This is a genomic window from Polaromonas sp. (assembly GCF_013817205.1).
Taxonomy (GTDB): domain Bacteria; phylum Pseudomonadota; class Gammaproteobacteria; order Burkholderiales; family Burkholderiaceae_C; genus Polaromonas.
In genome coordinates this window covers 1-16,346 of record NZ_JACDDD010000027.1, presented here as the reverse complement: position 1 = coordinate 16,346, position 16,346 = coordinate 1, and the positions used below count along the sequence as shown (strand labels likewise).

At 64.4% G+C, this 16,346-nt stretch carries 17 protein-coding genes; 9 read left to right on the top strand and 8 right to left on the bottom strand.

From position 1 onward, the window contains the following. Positions 1 to 57: 57 nt before the first annotated feature. On the bottom strand, positions 58 to 1,011 hold the full coding sequence (locus H0W47_RS08340) for a GntR family transcriptional regulator (protein WP_296923022.1): 954 nt from the start codon (positions 1,009 to 1,011) through the stop codon (positions 58 to 60). A 213-nt stretch (positions 1,012 to 1,224) separates the two neighbouring features. Here H0W47_RS08340 and H0W47_RS08335 point away from each other — a divergent pair, with 213 nt between their 5' ends. From H0W47_RS08335 to H0W47_RS08300, 8 genes are read left to right on the top strand one after another with little or no spacing between them, the layout of a single operon-like run. Continuing rightward, positions 1,225 to 2,526 carry an aspartate aminotransferase family protein gene (locus tag H0W47_RS08335; RefSeq protein ID WP_296923105.1) on the top strand — a complete coding sequence of 434 codons (1,302 nt, stop codon included), beginning with the start codon at positions 1,225 to 1,227 and terminating at the stop codon, positions 2,524 to 2,526. A gap of 49 nt (positions 2,527 to 2,575) precedes the next feature. Then, entirely contained in the window at positions 2,576 to 3,679 is a 1,104-nt protein-coding gene (locus H0W47_RS08330; protein WP_296923019.1) for a C45 family peptidase, read from the top strand. A gap of 29 nt (positions 3,680 to 3,708) precedes the next feature. Next, the gene (locus H0W47_RS08325; RefSeq protein WP_296923016.1) at positions 3,709 to 5,358 is read left to right on the top strand and encodes an ABC transporter substrate-binding protein; all 1,650 of its coding nucleotides are present in this window, start codon (positions 3,709 to 3,711) and stop codon (positions 5,356 to 5,358) included. A 13-nt stretch (positions 5,359 to 5,371) separates the two neighbouring features. Next, complete coding sequence (locus H0W47_RS08320) at positions 5,372 to 6,316, top strand: ABC transporter permease (protein WP_296923012.1); 945 nt, start codon at positions 5,372 to 5,374, stop codon at positions 6,314 to 6,316. After that, the gene (locus tag H0W47_RS08315; RefSeq protein WP_296923008.1) at positions 6,316 to 7,128 is read left to right on the top strand and encodes an ABC transporter permease; all 813 of its coding nucleotides are present in this window, start codon (positions 6,316 to 6,318) and stop codon (positions 7,126 to 7,128) included. The genes H0W47_RS08320 and H0W47_RS08315 overlap by 1 nt, the downstream gene beginning before the upstream one ends. Next, on the top strand, positions 7,125 to 8,765 hold the full coding sequence (locus H0W47_RS08310; protein ID WP_296923005.1) for an ABC transporter ATP-binding protein: 1,641 nt from the start codon (positions 7,125 to 7,127) through the stop codon (positions 8,763 to 8,765). The genes H0W47_RS08315 and H0W47_RS08310 overlap by 4 nt, the downstream gene beginning before the upstream one ends. 12 nt (positions 8,766 to 8,777) lie before the next feature. Further along, complete coding sequence (locus H0W47_RS08305) at positions 8,778 to 9,764, top strand: alpha/beta hydrolase (RefSeq protein ID WP_296923003.1); 987 nt, start codon at positions 8,778 to 8,780, stop codon at positions 9,762 to 9,764. A gap of 21 nt (positions 9,765 to 9,785) precedes the next feature. Next, on the top strand, positions 9,786 to 10,421 hold the full coding sequence (locus tag H0W47_RS08300) for an FMN-binding negative transcriptional regulator (RefSeq protein WP_296923000.1): 636 nt from the start codon (positions 9,786 to 9,788) through the stop codon (positions 10,419 to 10,421). Positions 10,422 to 10,497: 76 nt separating this feature from the next. Here the strand turns inward: H0W47_RS08300 and H0W47_RS08295 are convergent, their stop codons facing one another. Together H0W47_RS08295 and H0W47_RS08290 are read right to left on the bottom strand one after the other, a co-directional pair. Then, complete coding sequence (locus H0W47_RS08295; RefSeq protein ID WP_296922998.1) at positions 10,498 to 10,692, bottom strand: hypothetical protein; 195 nt, start codon at positions 10,690 to 10,692, stop codon at positions 10,498 to 10,500. A 140-nt stretch (positions 10,693 to 10,832) separates the two neighbouring features. Further along, positions 10,833 to 11,219, bottom strand: coding sequence for a surface-adhesin E family protein (locus tag H0W47_RS08290; protein ID WP_296922995.1), 387 nt, complete (start codon positions 11,217 to 11,219; stop codon positions 10,833 to 10,835). A 136-nt stretch (positions 11,220 to 11,355) separates the two neighbouring features. Between H0W47_RS08290 and H0W47_RS08285 the strand changes: the two genes are divergently transcribed. Then, positions 11,356 to 12,141: a response regulator transcription factor gene (locus H0W47_RS08285; protein ID WP_296922992.1), complete on the top strand. Its 786-nt coding sequence runs from the start codon at positions 11,356 to 11,358 to the stop codon at positions 12,139 to 12,141. 21 nt (positions 12,142 to 12,162) lie between these two features. Here the strand turns inward: H0W47_RS08285 and H0W47_RS08280 are convergent, their stop codons facing one another. Genes H0W47_RS08280 through H0W47_RS08260 form a run of 5 tightly spaced genes read right to left on the bottom strand, consistent with a single transcriptional unit; the run spans position 12,163 to position 16,344 of the window. Next, the gene (locus H0W47_RS08280) at positions 12,163 to 13,209 is read right to left on the bottom strand and encodes an adenosine deaminase (protein WP_296922990.1); all 1,047 of its coding nucleotides are present in this window, start codon (positions 13,207 to 13,209) and stop codon (positions 12,163 to 12,165) included. 37 nt (positions 13,210 to 13,246) lie between these two features. Further along, a complete protein-coding gene (locus H0W47_RS08275; protein ID WP_296922987.1) occupies positions 13,247 to 13,741 on the bottom strand; it encodes a hypothetical protein in 495 nt (164 codons plus the stop codon). Further along, a complete protein-coding gene (locus H0W47_RS08270; protein ID WP_296922984.1) occupies positions 13,726 to 14,205 on the bottom strand; it encodes a hypothetical protein in 480 nt (159 codons plus the stop codon). The genes H0W47_RS08275 and H0W47_RS08270 overlap by 16 nt, the downstream gene beginning before the upstream one ends. 38 nt (positions 14,206 to 14,243) lie before the next feature. Beyond that, positions 14,244 to 15,395, bottom strand: a complete 1,152-nt coding sequence (locus tag H0W47_RS08265) for a BMP family ABC transporter substrate-binding protein (protein WP_296922981.1) — start codon at positions 15,393 to 15,395, stop codon at positions 14,244 to 14,246. 43 nt (positions 15,396 to 15,438) lie between these two features. Continuing rightward, positions 15,439 to 16,344: an ABC transporter permease gene (locus H0W47_RS08260; RefSeq protein ID WP_296922977.1), complete on the bottom strand. Its 906-nt coding sequence runs from the start codon at positions 16,342 to 16,344 to the stop codon at positions 15,439 to 15,441. Positions 16,345 to 16,346: the final 2 nt, after the last annotated feature.

Sequence of the window (16,346 nt, the reverse complement as noted above, 5' to 3'; positions counted from 1 at the left end):
CGGCGAGCGCGGTGGATTCATTGGCTGTCGGTTTGTGGGTCCGGTTCATGTCGGCTTTCATTCGGCCAGGGCGCCAAGCTCGCCCATGACGCGCCGCTCAAGCAGGTCGCTGGCGCGGTTCAGGTGTGCGCGCATGTGCTCCGCGGCGATTTCGAGCTTGTTGTCTTCGACCGCGTCGAGGATTTCGAGGTGCTCGTGGCACGACTTGCACAACACGTCGATGTTCACGAGCGGATAGTCGGACAGGTCGGACATGCGCCGCAGCCGGTTCTGCTGTCGCACGGCATCGAGGATGAAACGGTTGCCCGAGGCGCTCGCGAGTAGTTCATGAAACTGCGCGTTGGCCTCGAAAAAGTCCATCCACGAATAACGCGGCGCATGGGCCGCCAGCGCCTGCTGCCGCTCCCTGCAGGCCAGCAGCCGTTCGCGGTCGACCTGGAAGCCGGGTTCGCGCAGCGCGGCACATTCGACCGTCAGACGAAAGCGGTAGCTCTCGCGTTCGCTCTCGACCGAGTCCAGCGTCTCGGTGAATTCCCAACGCTGGTAGTGACGCCCGCGCAGCACGCCGTCCTGCAGCAGCGTGGTCATCACATTGCGAAGCAAGGCGCGGCCCACGCCGTAGGTCTGCGCCAGTTCCAGTTCGTTGACACGGGTTGGCAGCTTGCCCGAGAGGCGGTCGCGCAGCAGCCGGTAGTAGAGCGTTTTCTCTTCGTCCTCCGGCATCGCGCGGCGCGCGAGCCCAAGCGCCTCGCGGTCGGCATGGAGGTTGTAGCCGCGGTTGGGCACGTGCGCCAGCAGGGCCCGTTCGTGCAAAAACCGCAGCGCAGCGCGCACCGGCGTGCGCGAGATGCCGAGCCTGCCCGCGAGATCGGCCTCGGTCATGTGGCGGCCGTTTTCATAACATCCGGCGAGCGCCTGGTCGAGGATGTAGCGGCTCACGCGCTGCGTGAGCGGCGGGATCGTCTTGTCCACCGGGTGGGCCATCCATGTTTCTCCGCGGGTCATTGGCATGGAGCCAATCATGGCATCTGTTTTGTATTTTTGTCCACAAAAGAACATGTATATATCATGTCAAAAATACAATTTGCATGCCAAGATCGGCCCATGCTGACCCGGGCGCCGGGTCGCTTCCAACAGAGGAACCATCTCGTGGCCATTGCCGACACCCTGTCTCCGCCCCCTTCCACCGCCCATCGGGCGACGCCCTCGCTCGACGCGTTCTGGATGCCTTTCACGCCGAACCGCAAGTTCAAACAATCGCCCCGATTCATCGTCGGCAGCGAAGGTCTGTACTACGATCTGGCCGACGGCCGCCGCGTGCTCGACGCCATTGCCGGCCTCTGGTGCGTGAATGCCGGGCACCGCAATCCGCGGGTGAGCGCAGCGCTGAAGGCGCAGATCGACGTGCTTGACTACGCCTCGAACTTCCAGATCGGCCACACGGCGGCCTTCGAGCTGGCGGAGCGTTTGACGCAGATCGCGCCAGCGGGCATGAACCACGTCTTCTTCACCAACTCGGGTTCCGAGTCGGTCGACACCGCGCTCAAGATTGCGCTGGCCTACCACCGCGCACGCGGCGACGCCGGCCGCTACCGCCTGATCGGCCGCGAGCGCTCGTACCACGGCGTAAGCTTCGGCGGCATTTCTGTGGGCGGTATCGGCCGGCAGCGCAGCACCTTCGGTCCGCTGCTGAACGGCGTCGACCATCTGCCGCACACGCACGACCTGGGGCGCAACGCGTTTTCTCGCGGCGAGCCCGCGCATGGGCTCGACAAAGCCGATACGCTGGAAGCCATGCTGACGCTGCACGACGCATCGACAGTGGCGGCGGTGATCGTCGAGCCCGTGGCGGGCTCCGCAGGCGTGTTGCCGCCGCCGAGCGGCTACTTGAAGCGTCTGCGTGAAATCTGCGACAAACACGGCGTACTGCTGATATTCGACGAGGTCATCACCGGCTTCGGCCGCCTGGGCGCCAACTTTGCCGCCAACCTGTTCGACGTGGCGCCGGACATCATCACCACCGCCAAGGGCCTGACCAACGGCGCCGTGCCGATGGGCGCGGTGTTAATGCGTGACGCCGTGCATGACGCCTTCATGCAGGGCAGCGTCAGCGCCGTCGAGCTGTCGCACGGCTACACCTATTCGGGCCACCCGCTGGCTTGCGCCGCAGCCATGGCCACATTGGACGCTTACTTCGAAGACGGCCTCATCGCCCAGGCTGCGGCGCTGTCGCCGTATTTCGAAGACACCGTGCACTCGCTGCGGGGTCTGCCGGGCGTGATCGACATCCGCAACGTGGGCCTGCTCGGCGGCATCGAGCTGCAACCCTGGGCCGACGGCCCGGGCACACATGCGCAGGCCGTGGCGCAGCAGTGTTTGGACCGCGGCGTGCTCGTGCGCGCGGTGGGCGACACCATCGCGCTATCGCCGCCGTTCACGATGGAGCGCAAGCACATCGACCAGATCGTCGACAGCCTGCGAGCGGCCATCACGCAGACTGCGCAGCCAACGGACACGCCCGCCTGAGCGCCGGGCCGAAGAGAAAAAAAAAGAAGAAGAGAAAGAAAAAGGAGACATGAATATGGATACAGACATCGAATCGTTCCCCCTCTACGACATCGAGGGCGACGCGCACCAATGCGGCCAGCAGTACGGCCGCGCAGCCGGCGACCGCATCGACTTGAGCCTGCGCACCTACCGCCTCGCCTTCGAGCGCGTGGGCCTCGACTGGGAGCGCACCCGGGCACTCGCACGGCGTTTCATCCCGGTCATCGAAGCCTTCGACGCAGCTATGCTGCGCGAGATCGAGGGCCTGGCGGCCGGTGCGGGCGTACCCACCGAGGACATCGTGGCACTCAATGCGCGCAGCGAGATGCTCTATGCCTTCGCACAGCTCGAAGCAAGCGAGCCACCCGACGGCTGCACCGGTGTGGTGGTGATGCCGTCCGCCGCGCGCGACGGCAAGCTCATCCATGCGCAGAATTGGGACTGGCGCGTCGAAAGCCTGGAACTCGGCGTGGTGCTGCGCATCCAGCCGGCCAAGGGGCCCGCGATGCTTACCTTTGCCGAAGCGGGCACGCTGGCGCGCGCCGGGCTCAACAGCCACGGCATCGCGGTCACAGGCAACTTCATCAGGGCCGATGGCGACGGGACGCGCCAAGGCGTGCCGCTGGCGCTGATCCGGCGCGGCATCCTGCAGTCGGAGCTCTACGCCGACGCGCTTGGCGTGGTGTGCCGCACTGCGCGCTCGATCTCCAACAACATGATCGTCACACATGCAGAGGGCGAGGCGGTGAGCCTTGAGACCTGCCCCGACCAGGTCTTTTGGCAGCAGCCTGAGGCCGGCCTGCTGGTGCATGCCAACCACTTCAAGACGTCGGCAGCCCTGGCGCGCGTTGTGGATCGCAGCCTGGAAACCACGCCCGACTCGCTCTACCGCGACCGCCGCGTGACTGAGGCGCTGCGTGCACGCACAGGCGACCTCACCGAACAGGATGTGCTCGATGCGCTGCAAGACCGCTTCGGCGCGCCGCGCGCGGTGTGCCGAAGCCCGAGCGCGGGCCCGGGCGGCGCCTCGTCGGCGACCGTCGCCACGATCGTGATGGACCCGGCGGCACGGAAGATGCGCATTGCACCGGCGCCCTTCAAGGCGCACCGTTTCACCGAGTATTCCCTTTGACCTGCCCAGCCGACACCAGGAGTGTTCCCATGAACGTGCCCCGATATAGCCCGGCCGCCGACGCAGCCCCGAGCCTGGTACCAGCCAGCACCTACGCCACCCCTACCACGCTTGCGCGCTGGACTATGCGCATCGCGGCCTTGGGCCTGTGCCTCGCCGCCGGCACCACCCTGGCCCAGAACGGCGCAGCACAGACGCTGCGGATACAGATCAACTCCGACATCCGCTCCACTGAGCCCGGCGGCAACCGCGACGACAACACCGACACCGTGCTCATGCACGTGGTCGAAGGCCTGGTCGCGCTACGCGAGGACACCTCGGTCGGCCCCATGCTGGCCAGCCGTGTGGACACCTCCGCCGACGGCCTGACCTACACCTTCACGCTGCGCGACGGCGTGAAGTTCCAGAACGGTGCGCTGCTCACGGCAGACGACGTGGTGTGGAGCTGGCAGCGCTACCTGACGCCCACCAGCGGCTGGCGCTGCCTGTCCGAGTTCGACGGCAAGGGGATGACCAAGGTGCTCGCCGTGGAGGCGCCCAATCCGAAGACCGTGGTCTTCAAACTCGAACGCGCCAGCGGCCTGTTCCTCTCGATGATGGCGCGCCCTGATTGCGGCAGCGCCGCCGTGCTGCACCGCAGCTCGGTAAGTGCCGACGGGCAATGGAAGGAGCCCGTGGGCACCGGGCCCTACAAGGTCAAGGAGTGGAAGCGCGGCCAGTACGTGGAGCTGACACGCTTCGACGGCTACGCCTCGCGCGCCGAGTCGCGCGATGGACTTACCGGCGGCAAGAAGGCCGAGATCGAGAACCTGCGCTTCGTCGTCATTCCCGACTCGGCGGCCGCCAAGGCCGCACTCTACAGCCGCGGCATCGACGCCTTCATCAGCCCGAGCCCCTCGGACGTGATCGAGATGCGTGGTCGCAGCGACCTGACGATAGACAGCACACCAGTGATGACCATGGTGGCACTGCTGATCCAGACCAACGACCCGGTGCTCAAGGATGTGCGCATCCGCCGCGCGCTTGCCCTCGCACTGGACACACCGGAAATCGCACGCACGGTGACCGAAGGCCTTTCGCCCGTCAACAACTCGGTCGTGCCGTCGGCCAGCCCCTACTACAGCCAGGTGCAGGCCACCGGCTACAAGCGGGACCTGGGCGCGGCGAAGAAACTGCTGGCCGAGGCCGGCTATCGCGGCCAACCGATCCGCATGCTCGCCAACAAACGTTATGAGGCCTTGTATTCGGCCGCCGTGCTGGCCCAGGCCATGGCTTCGGAAGCCGGCATCAACATTGAACTCGAAGTGCTCGACTGGGCCACTCAGCTCGACCGCTATACCAAGGGCCAGTACCAGACCATGGCCTTCGTGTATTCGTCGCGCGTCGATCCTTCGCTCAACTACGAGATGGTCTCCGGCGCCAAGGCCAGCCAGCCGCGCAAGGTCTGGGACAGCGCCTTCGTCAAGACCCGTCTCGCCGAGTCGATGACCTCGAATGACAAGACACGGCGCCAGGCGCTGTTCGACGAGATCCATCGCCAGATGCTGCAGGACACACCGATGATTGTGCTGTTTAACGCCAGCGACACCACGGCCATGCGAAAGAACGTAACGGGCTTCAAGGGCTGGGCCACCGCCAAGCCAAGGTTCTGGAACGTGCGGCTGGACGCACGCTCCTGAGGCGGGCCCTGACATGCCCGCCTACCTCCTGCGCCGGATCGCGATGACGATCCCGACGCTGCTGCTGGTTGCCATCGCGGTCTTCACGCTGATGCGGCTGATTCCGGGCGACCCGGTTCAGCTCGTTTTGGGCGAAGGCGCCGACGCCGCGCAGATCGATCTCATGCGCCACCAGATGGGGCTGGACCAGCCCCTGGTGGCGCAGTTTCTCGTGTGGCTGCGCAACGCATTGAGCGGCGATCTGGGCGTGTCCACCACCAACGGACTGGCGGTGCTGCCCTTGATCTTGGAACGCTTTCACGTGAGCGCTGCCATCGTGCTCACTGCCGTGGCACTGGCCTCGCTGATCGCCGTGCCGGCGGGCTTGATCGCTGCCTGGCGAAAGGACAGCGCGACCGACCTCGCCATCATAGGCGCGGCAACGCTGATGCTCTCAGTGCCCAGCTTCTGGCTCGGTCTGCTGCTGCTGATGTTCTTCGGCCAGTTCCTGGGCTGGCTGCCGGTGGTGGGTTATGTGCCCATGTCGGAGAACTTTTCGCAAGGTGTCCTCTATGTGATACTGCCGATCATCACCCTGGTGCTGGTCGAGACCGGCGTGCTGACGCGCATGTCGCGCGCAAGCACCATCGAGATCCTCCGGCTGGAATACGTGACGCACGCGCGCGCCAAGGGCGTGCCCGAAGCGCAAGTGCTGCGCCGCCATGTGTTACCCAACGCCTTCAACCCCACGCTCACCATGATCGGGCTGATCCTCGGCCACCTGCTCAGCGGCATCGCGGTGTTGGAGACCGTGTTTACGCTGCCCGGCCTGGGGCGCTTGATGATCGACGCCATTTTCGCGCGCGACTACCCCGTTCTACAGGGCTGCCTGCTGTTCACGGCCTGCATCTACGTCGTCATCAACCTGATCGTGGATATGTGTTATCCGCTGTTCGATCCGCGAGTGTCCGTGCAATGATGAAACTCAAGACACATACCCTCATCGGCGGTGCGCTCATCGCGGTGCTGCTGGTGCTGGCGGTGGTAGCCGCGGTCTGGACACCCTACGACCCGCTGGGCATCGACCTGCGCAGCAAGCTGCAGGCACCCTCGGCGGCCCATTGGCTGGGCACCGACGAGTTCGGCCGCGACGTGGCCAGTCGCGCCATGCGGGGCGCATCCACAAGCTGCCTCATCGCGCTGCTCACAGTAACGCTGGCGACCTCGATCGGCCTGCTGGTGGGCGTGGTCGCGGGCTTCGTGCGCGGCTGGACCGACCGCGTGCTCATGGCACTCAACGACGCGCTGCTGGCCTTTCCGGGCCTGCTGCTGGCACTGGGCGTGATGGTCATCGTCGGCGCCAACCAATGGGGCATTGTGCTGGCGCTGAGCCTGGCTTATGCGCCTTCGGTGGTGCGCGTGGTGCGCGGCACCGTGCTGTCGCTGCGTGAGCGCGAATACGTCGAGGCCTCGCGGATGATCGGCAACTCCGAGGCCTACACCATGTGGCGACACATACTGCCCAACTGCATCGCGCCCGTCGCAGTGCTGGCCACCAGCATGTTCGGCTGGGTACTGCTGTCGGAAAGCGCGCTGAGCTTTCTCGGGCTGGGCGTGCCGCCCCCGGCACCTACCTGGGGCAACATGCTCGCCAGCGCGCGCCCCTACATGGCGTCGGCCGTCTGGCTCTGCGTCGTGCCCGGCCTGTCCATCGCGATGACGCTGCTGGGCATCAACTTGTTGGGCGAATCGCTGCGCGATCGCCTAGACCCGAGGACAGTACCGTCATGAAGATGCCAGAACAATTCATCCGGCCAATGCTCTCGGTACAGCAACTCAGGCTCGAAGTGCGCGGCGGCACGCAGCCCTTGGTAGACGACCTCTCGTTCGATGTGTATCCCGGTGAATTCCTCGCCGTGGTGGGCGAATCGGGCAGCGGCAAGACCATGGCCGCGCGCGCCATCCTGCAGCTGCTGCCGCCCGGCATCGCGCAGACCGGCGGACAGATCGTGTTCGACGGCGAAGACCTGAGCACGTGCGACCCGAAGGCCATGCGCCCGATCCGCGGGCCGGGCATCGGCATGGTGTTCCAGGAGCCAATGGTGTCGCTCAACCCGGTGCACCGCATCGGCGAACAGATGGCCGAGGGCCTGCGCATGCACACGAAGCTGTCGGCGCCGGAGATCCGCACGCATTGTCTCGACATGCTGCGCCGCGTGCAGATCGCCGACCCCGAGCGCTGCATGAACGCCTACCCGCATGAGTTCTCCAGCGGCATGCGTCAGCGGATCATGCTGGCCAGCGTGATGCTGCTCAAGCCCCGCCTGCTGCTCGCCGACGAGCCGACCACCGCGCTGGACACCCTGAGCCAGCGCGAAGTGCTCGACCTGATGGTCGGCCTTGCGCGAGACCAAGGCACGGCGGTGCTGCTCATCACCCACAACCTCGGCCTGGTGGGGCGTTATGCGCAACGCGCCATCGTCATGGAGAAGGGCCGGCTGGTCGAAACCGGCGGCGTGCCCGACATCCTGATCGCGCCGCAGCAGGCCTACACCCGCAAACTCGTGGATGCGCTTCCGCGCCGGCAGCCAGCCAAGGCCGCGGCAAGCGCGCCGCAGCCGCTGGTGCAAGTGCGTGGCTTGTGCGTGAGCTACCCTGGCAAGCGCGCGGGGCTCTTCAAGCACCATGCGCCGCAGCGCGTGGTCGACGAAATCGACCTCGACATCCACGCGGGCGAAATGGTGGCGCTGGTGGGCGGCAGCGGTTCCGGCAAAACCACGCTGGGCCGCGCGATCCTGCGATTGGTCGACTCGCAAAGCGGGCAGATTTTGTTTCGCGGCGAAGACGTGCGCAGCGTCGACCGTGCGGCGCTGCACCGCTTCAGGCTGGCATGTCAGCTCGTTTTTCAGGACCCATTCTCGTCGCTGGACCCACGCATGCGCGTGCGGGATATCGTGGCCGAGCCGCTGCGCCACCTGCCGGCGCTGGATGCGGCCGCCGCCGTACGGCGTGCCGACGAGACGCTCGACGAAGTCGGTCTCGCCCAGTTCGGCGGGCGTTTTCCGCACGAGCTGTCGGGCGGCCAGCGCCAGCGCGTGGCCATCGCACGCGCGCTGGTGCGCCGGCCGGCCTTCGTGGTGGGCGACGAACCGGTGTCCGCGCTCGACATGACCATCCAGGCACAGGTGCTGCAGCTATTCCAAAGCCTGCAGGCACATCACGGTTTCGCATGCCTCTTCATCAGCCACGACCTCGCGGCCGTGGAACAGATTGCCGACCGCGTGCTCGTGATGAAGCGTGGGCGCATCGTGGAGCAGGGGACACGCGACGCGGTGTTCGACGCCCCGCGCCACGACTACACCCGGGCACTGCTGGAGGCAACGCCACGGCCTTTGGCCTCGCTGACTTCCGCCCTCTCCTCGTTTTAGAAGGTTCTGTTTATGTCATCACCCCTGCCCGCCGCCTGGCGCGCTCCCTGCGCGCCGCCACCGTTGGACCCGCAGATCGTGGAGTACATGCAGCGCATGGCGGCCGAAGGTGGGCGCTACCCCAAGCGCCACACCATTCCTATTGACGAAGGGCGCGCCAACGCCGAGAGGGTGCGCGCGCCGTGGACAAAGGGCGGCCCGGTCATGGCCCGGACGATTGAGCACGCGGTGCCAACGCGCCACGGCAATGTCCGCATCCGTGTGCATTACCCCGAAACGCGCACACTGCGTGGCGCGCTGATCTACATCCACGGCGGCGGCTTCGTGCTCTTCAGCCTCGACACGCACGACCGCGTGATGCGCGAATACGCGGGCCGCGCGGGCATCGCCGTCATCGGCATCGACTACACCCGCGCACCGGAAGCCTCGTTCCCACAGCCCCTGGACGAATGCGTGGACGTGATGGGCTGGCTGGCCGACAACGCGCCGGCGCTGGACATCGACCCCGTCCAACTCTTCATCGGCGGCGATTCAGCCGGCGCAAACCTGTCGGTCGGCACCTGCCTCACTTTGCGCGACGAAGGCCGGCTGCTGCCGCTCGGCATGCTGCTGAACTACGGCGTCTACAGCACCGACCTGTATCGCGAGTCGATGGCGCGTTATGGCGCGGGTGAGTATGGGCTGACGCTGCACATGATGGTGTGGTTCTACGGCCTTTACCTGCGCCGGCCCGAGGACTTCAGCGATCCGCGCCTGGCCAGCATCGAGGCCCGCCTGACGGGCTTGCCGCCGGCCTGCCTGGTCATGACCGAATGCGACCCGCTGCACGACGACAACCTGGAGATGTCGAAACGCCTCACGGCCGCCGGGGTGCCGGTACAGGCAACGCTGTACCCCGGCACGGTGCACGGCTTTCTTGAAGCAGTGGCCATCGCCGATGTGGCTTGCCGAGCTTTCGATGACTCGGTCCGCTGGCTCGCCACGCTGGCCTCTACCTGACCATCGCGCAAGGACGCCCACATGTACATGCCTCCCCCCTATGCCGAGAACGATCTCGCCACGCTGCACGCCGGCATGCGCGAATGGAGCTTCGCCACGCTCGTGACCTCGGGTGCGGCCGGCGTCCACGCGAGCCATCTGCCTTTCCTGCTCGATGCGCAGGATGATGGCCTGGGCGTGCTGACGACGCACTTGTCGAAGAAGAACGCCCAGTATCAGGACCTGCGCGACGGCTGCGAGGCGTTGGTCATCTTCCAGGGGCCGCATGCCTATGTGTCGCCGAGCTGGTATGTGCGGCAGAGCACCTTTCCGACCTGGAACTACTGCGCGATCCATGCGGGCGGCCGGCCGCAACTGATCGAGGAACACGAGGCCTTGCATGCCGTGCTGCGCCGCAGGGTGGCGCTCTACGAAACGCCGGTGAAGGGCGCGTGGGACTTCGATGCGATGCCCTTGGCCTTCGTGGCGCCCCGGTTGGATATGATCGCGGCGATGCGGATTCCCCTGTCAACGCTCGAAGGCAAGTTCAAGCTCAACCAGGACCGATCGGTCGAAGACCGACTCGGCGTTATTGCCGCGCTCGAAGCCAACGGCGATGCGCAGGCTGCGCGCGTCGCGCGGCTGATGCGCAGCGGCATCAATGCCATCACACAGTGAGCTCAGCCGGCAGCGCTCTGTCGGATACTAGGGCGGCCCTAGGGCGAACGGGACTCAGCCCCCATCGATTCCGTGATCAGGACTTCCCGGTGGAAGCCTGTTGACGTTCCTTTCCGTCCCCTTTGGGAGCCTGTCCCGTCACCTTGCCCTGCGCAGCTGCCTGGTCGACCTGGCTGGATCCGCGTTTTTCAGACTGTTGTTCATTGCCCTGCTTGCTTGAAGAGCCAGCGTGTTCAGAGCGTGTGTTGGCGGGACTTTTATTGGATGACATGTGGTTTCCTTGGTAGTTACTTGCCACTGCTGTGGCTAACTCGATTTGTACGTCGCCAGCCAGCTTGACTCTGTCGGAAAGCAGCCAATTGACCGTAGGACGAAGGCACAACGCCCTGAATCAGGCGGGAGACGGACAAGTCAATAATTGATGCAGGCGATATCGAACAAGGCGTCCTGAAAGCTGCCATCCTGCACCGCCTCCCACTTGCGCGGAAACGGGTCTTCGAACACCACTTGTCCCATGCCCATCCGTTCCGACAGCAGCGCGACCGACAGCAAGCGCGAGCGCTGGTTTTTGCAGTCAAATTCGCTGTGATTCAGGCGCGAGAAGTAGCCCTTTTCATCGGTAATCTGGACCAGTTGGTAGTCCATCAGCCACCACATGCGGACCTGGCCGCCCTTGCCACGCGGGCTGTTGCGGTCAATATAGGTAATCACCATCTCATCGACCATTACTGGCGTCCACTGGGCGGCAGCACCAAAGCCAAGGCACATCAGGAAGAAGGTAAGGACAAGACGTTTCATAGGGGTTGCGTCATTCAGGCCTGAGATGGTACGGTGTGGTAGGCCCCCAAGGCAAGTACTGGCTTCCCCCGCCTCGAAAGGCGATAATCTCACGAAATATCCCCCCAACAGGGCCCTCGTCCAACCAAGCCGAATGATGAATGACAACGACATTTATGCACTGACCACCCGGGGGCAGGAAGCGCTGCGCAGCGGTGCCAGCACCCTCGAGCCGGCCACGCTCGAATTGCTGGTCAGGATTGACGGCTCTCTGACGCTGGGCCAACTCAGAACCGGCATGACAAGCGTGTCCAGCGGCGCGTTCACTGCGGCGTTCATGACCCTGCAGAACGACAAGCTGGTCGCCATCGCGGAAGTCGACCCCTTCACCGAGCAATTCACCGCCCGGATGAATCATTTCGCCGTGACACAAGCCGAGGCCGAGGCCGACGCAGGCGCGGCCTCACTCAAAAAAGCCGGCTACTACGTCAGGATCGCCAGACCGCGCGGCCCGGCCAAACCCAGGGAACCAGGCGAGGAACTGTCTGCCATTGTGGTTGACGACGAGCCCATGCTGGCCAAATTCATCCAGAGCTACCTGAGCTTCGAGGGTTTCAAGGTGCGGGTGGCCGGGAACCGGGAGGAGGTCGTGGCCGAGTTTCGTAAACAGCCCCCGCCCGACCTGATCCTGCTTGACGTCGTGCTTCCCGATGCCGATGGCTTCGACATCCTGCTGCGCCTGCGTCAACACCCGGCGCTCAAGGACGTGCCGGTCATCATGCTGACGGGCAAGGCGACACGCGAGTCGGTGCTCAAGGGCCTGGCCGCTGGCGCCGACGGTTATGTCACCAAACCCTTTGAGGCCGATGCGCTGATGCATGTGGTACGCACCGTGCTGGGCCTGCCACCCGAACCCGAAGGCCCAGCCATGCAAATGCTCTGAAGGCGGGTAGCGGGCAGCACCTCAGCGGCGGAACCCTTCGAAACAGTCATTCAGACGGTCGATGTAGCGGCTCTTCCCCGCATCGTCGATAAAACTCGCCTCAAAGCTGTTGCGCGCCAGGGTGTAGGCATGGTGCGCATCCATGCCAACAGCCGCAAAGGTCTGCGTGAAATTGGCGTTCATGTAGCCGCCGAAGTAAGCCGGGTCGTCCGAGTTGACGGTTGCAGCCAGGCCGGCATCCAGCAACTGCCGCAGGTTGTGCTGCGCCAAGTCCGGGAACACACACAGCTTGAGGTTGGACAGCGGGCACACCGTGAGCGCAATGCGGTCTTTCGCCAGGCGCTGCATCAGTGCGGCATCCTTGATCGCCTGCACGCCGTGGTCGATGCGTTCGACCTTGAGGACGTCCAGCGCGGTCCAGATGTATTCGGGTGGCCCCTCCTCGCCTGCGTGGGCAACCAGGCGCAGGCCCAGTTCGCGGCAACGCGCAAACACCCGCGCAAACTTTTCCGGCGGGTTGCCGACCTCGCCGGAGTCCAGGCCGATGCCGATGATTTTGTCGCGGTAAGGCAGCGCCTGCTCCAGGGTTTCGAAAGCTTCTTTTTCGCTGAGGTGGCGCAGGAAACACATGATCAGCGATGCACTGACGCCCAGCTCTTTTTCAGCATCCACGCAGGCGCGGTGCAGGCCATTGATGACTGTTTCCATCGACACGCCACGCGCCGTGTGTGTCTGCGGGTCGAAAAACAGCTCGGCATGCACCACATTGTCGGCAGCGGCCTTCACGAAATAGGCCTGCGCCATGTCGTAGAAGTCCTGCTCCTGAATCAGCACGCTGGCACCGGCGTAATAGATGTCCAGAAAGCTCTGCAGGTTGGTAAACGCATAGGCGCTGCGAAGCGCCTCCACGTCCGCGTACGGCAAGCTCACGCCGTTGCGTTGGGCCAACGCAAAAATCAGCTCCGGCTCCAGCGAGCCCTCGATGTGGATATGCAGCTCGGCTTTGGGCATGGCCTGCAGCAGCGCAGGCAGGCGCGCGGGAGAAAGGGTTGGGGGAAGTGAGTGCATAAGGCTCAGTATCGCAGCGGGCAGGGTCTACCGCAATTTAGGCGTCCGACGCTGTCTCCTCCGGTCCGGCGACCAGCCCGGCCGCCCGCAGCAAGGTCATCAGGGTGGCGAGCGTGATGAACAGGCCAGCCCCCAGCACTGCCACAAGCATCGAATACATCCAGGCGAGACGCTGGGGAAGTTCGTCGGGGTTCCTGACACTGTTGGCAAGTTCTCCGCTTGCGATGTCGTACACCAGGTTGAGCCCGAAAGCGACCACGGCCGGTGTGAGGACAACATGCAGCAGGACAAGCGACCACCAAGTGTGCTTTGCCGCACCGGTCGCGATGTTGTTCCCCGACAAGACCTGCCAGGTCTTGCCCACCACCCCGCAGAACACAAGCCACAGAGAGCTCATAAAGGCCCATAAACGCAGTTGCTCGCTCAGCGGACCCAGATGTTCGGCGACCCAGCGCACCCGCCCCAGATCGGCCAGGCCCTTGCCATCGAGCAGTCCCCGTGCCCATGCCTGATTGTTCAGGGAGGGATGCAACCAAAGGTGAGGGCAGCCACCAGCACCATCACAGCCACCCATGCCATCGTCTTGCGCACGCGCTTGTAAGCGGCTTCGTTGTCGCGCTGGTCGTGATGGTCGATGATGGGCAGCACGCACTGGAAGGCAGCCAGCAGAACGGCTGCACAAAAAAGCATTGCGGCCAGCCCTTCGAAGTGGACCGGGCCCCCGCGTGACACCATGAAAAACATGTGACCCGACACGAGACCAATCATCGCCCAGCCGGTCCAGGTCAGCGCAAGCAAGGCATAGAACAGCCGCACCACCGCGGGGACCGCATTCGGCACATAGGACGGCGCCAGCGCGGCCTCTGAGCGTGCAGCCTGCTGATGGTCTTCCTGTGGTTGTGTAGGCTCGAAAGAGCCGATCGGATGTCCAGCCACTGCCCCTCCCCTCACATGCGTCAATAAAAAAAGGCTGCACAAGGCAGCCTGGGCCAGCAAGCAGGGGCGGCCATGCCGCCCACCGCTGTAGGGCTGCCTCAGTTGCCCGGAACCTTGCCTTCCACGCCCTTGACGTAGGTTTTCAGGCCGCCCAGAAACTTGTCGTCAGCGACCACGTCCTTGGCGATCAGTTCCTTGCCGGTGTTGTCCATGATCGGGCCTTTCCAGATCGAAAAGCTGCCGTCCTTCAGGCCGGCCTTGATCTCGTCAACGCGCTTTTTGGTTTCTTCAGGCACGTCGGCCGCAATCGACACCATGTCGATGGCACCTTCCTTGACGCCCCACCAGCTCTGCCCGGTGGTCCAGGTGCCGTCCAGCGCTTCCTTGACCGCCTTGATGTAGTAGGGGCCCCAGTTGATGATGGCCGAACCGAGGTGGGCTTTCGGGCCGTAAGCGGTCATGTCCGAATCCCAGCCGAAGGCGCGTTTGTTCATCTTCTCGGCAGTCTGCAGCACGGCAGATGAGTCGGTGTTCTGGAACAGCACGTCAGCGCCGCCGTTGATCAGCGCGGTGGCGGCTTCGGTTTCCTTGGGCGGGTTGAACCACTCGTTGACCCACACCACCTTGGTCGTGACCTTGGGGTTGACCGACTGCGCGCCAAGTGTGAAGGCATTGATGTTGCGCACCACCTCAGGGATAGGAATCGAGCCAACCACGCCCAGCGTACCGGTCTTGCTCATCTTGCCGGCAATCACGCCGGCCATGTAGGCGCCTTCGTAAGTGCGGCTGTCATAGGTGCGCATGTTTTCTGCGGTCTTGTAGCCTGTGGCGTGTTCAAACCTCACGCCCTTGGTGTCATTGGCCACCTTGAGCATGGGCTCCATGTAGCCGAATGTGGTGCCGAAGATCAGCTTGTTGCCCTGGCCGGCCATGTCGCGGATCACACGCTCGGCGTCTGCAGACTCCGGCACTTTTTCGACGAAGCTGGTGACGATCTTGTCGCCGAATTCCTTCTCGATGGCTTTGCGGCCGTTGTCGTGCGCGAAGGTCCAGCCGCCGTCACCGACCGGGCCGACATAGGCAAACGCAATTTTCAGTGGCTCCGGCTTGGCCGGTGCCGGTGCTGCAACGGGTGCGGGGGCAGGCGCAGGGGCTGGCGCTTCCTTTTTGCCGCAGCCTATCAGCGCGGCCGAAGCAACTGCGGAAAGCGCAGCCAGCTTGAGCATCGAACGTTTTTGCAAGTCAGTCATCTCGTCTCCTGTAGCAAGTTAAACAATTGGCGAAAAAATCCGATTATGAACCGGGGTAGAAGGGTTTTCCTATGGACGTCGGCATGTTCAGCCTGATCCAGCGCGGATTGCGCGAGATCAGCACCAGCACGACGATGGTGGCCAGGTAGGGCAACATCGTCAGAAACTGGGGCGGCACATCCACGCCCAGCCCCTGCAAATGAAACTGCAGCATGGTCACACCGCCAAACAGGTAGGCACCAAGCAACACCCGTGCCGGGCGCCAGGTGGCAAAGGTGGTCAGCGCCAGCGCAATCCATCCCTTGCCGGCAATCATGCCCTCTACCCACAGCGGCGTGTAGATGACAGACACATAGGCGCCCGCCAGCCCGCACAAGGCGCCGCCCGCCACCACGGCCATCAGCCGGATTCGCCGCACCGGGTAGCCCAGGGCGTGGGCCGACTCGGGGCTTTCGCCGACTGAACGCAGCACCAGCCCGGCGCGGGTGCGATACAAAAACCAGATCAAACCCAGCGTCAGCGCCATCGCGATGTAGACCATGGGGTGCTGGCGGAACAAGGCCGGCCCGACAAAGGGCAAGTCACCCAGCCAGGGAATCACATGCCGCGCCTGTTCGGGCAACTTTTCCTGCACATAACTGATACCTGCAAAGGCCGAGAAGCCGGCGCCGAACAGACTGAGCGCGAGCCCGGTTGCGTACTGATTGGTGTTGAGCCAGATCACCAGCACGCCGAAGATCGCGGCCAGCACCGCACCAGCGGCCATGCCAGCGGCAAACCCCAGCCAGCTGTTGCCGGTGTGCACCACGGTGGCAAAACCGGCGATGGCGGCGCAGAGCATCATGCCTTCGGCGCCCAGGTTGACGATGCCGGCTTTTTCGTTGATCAACAGGCCCAGCGCGGCAATCGCCAGCACCGTGCCCGCGCTCAGGGTTGCGGCAATCAGCAGTG